We start from the raw sequence: 724 nt of genomic DNA on the forward strand, positions 1-724 counted from the left end.
ACGCTTAATGGAGCGGTGGTCGGTTTGACACTAAAAGTTGTTCGTCAGGGTGAGCCTTTAAGTGCTGCGCGAGATCTTTTTTCTGGGCCAAAAGGACAGATGAATGCGTTAGAACTGCTCTCTTTACTCCAAGCTAAACTTGGGAAAAGTGCAGTGCTCAAGCCAGATATTGCCTACGACCCAAGACCGGAGAAAGCCAGCCAATACCGACTAGCCGATGAGCCAGACGTACCCACTCATAGCATCCCAGATTTTCTGCGCCCAGCAATGCAACTGCCTGTCCCAATTGCTCTGCAAGAACAAGTATCGCTGGTGCATGGGCCAGAACGAATCGTATCCGGATGGTGGGATGGCGACGAAATTATGCGCGATTACTACATTGCTCATACCAAGCAAGGTCGCTGGTTATGGGTATTTCGCGATCAACATAAACATTGGTTTCTTCATGGCTATTTTTGTTGAGTCGTTATGAGTTACGCAGAATTATTTTGTCAGTCTAATTTCTCTTTCCTCACTGGCGCTTCTCATGCAGAAGAGCTTGTGTTGCAAGCGGCTTTTTATCGCTACCATGCCATCGCGATTACTGACGAGTGCTCGGTCGCTGGCGTGGTCAAAGCCCATGCAACGATTGAGCAGCATAAACTTGATATCAAACAGATCGTCGGCAGTATGTTCTGGCTCAACGAAGAGTGCCAAATAGTCCTACTTTGCCCCTGCCGTAAAG

General features: G+C 48.2%; 1 protein-coding gene and 1 pseudogene. Both read left to right on the forward strand.

The window, feature by feature from the left end; genetic code table 11:
- Positions 1 to 462 (forward strand): annotated as a pseudogene (locus R7R24_RS26755) (DNA polymerase Y family protein); the annotation flags it as partial.
- A gap of 6 nt (positions 463 to 468) precedes the next feature.
- A partial coding sequence (locus R7R24_RS26760; RefSeq protein ID WP_318120124.1) for a PHP domain-containing protein occupies positions 469 to 724 on the forward strand: 256 nt, incomplete at its 3' end.

The sequence above is a fragment of the Vibrio sp. 704 genome (assembly GCF_033339295.1).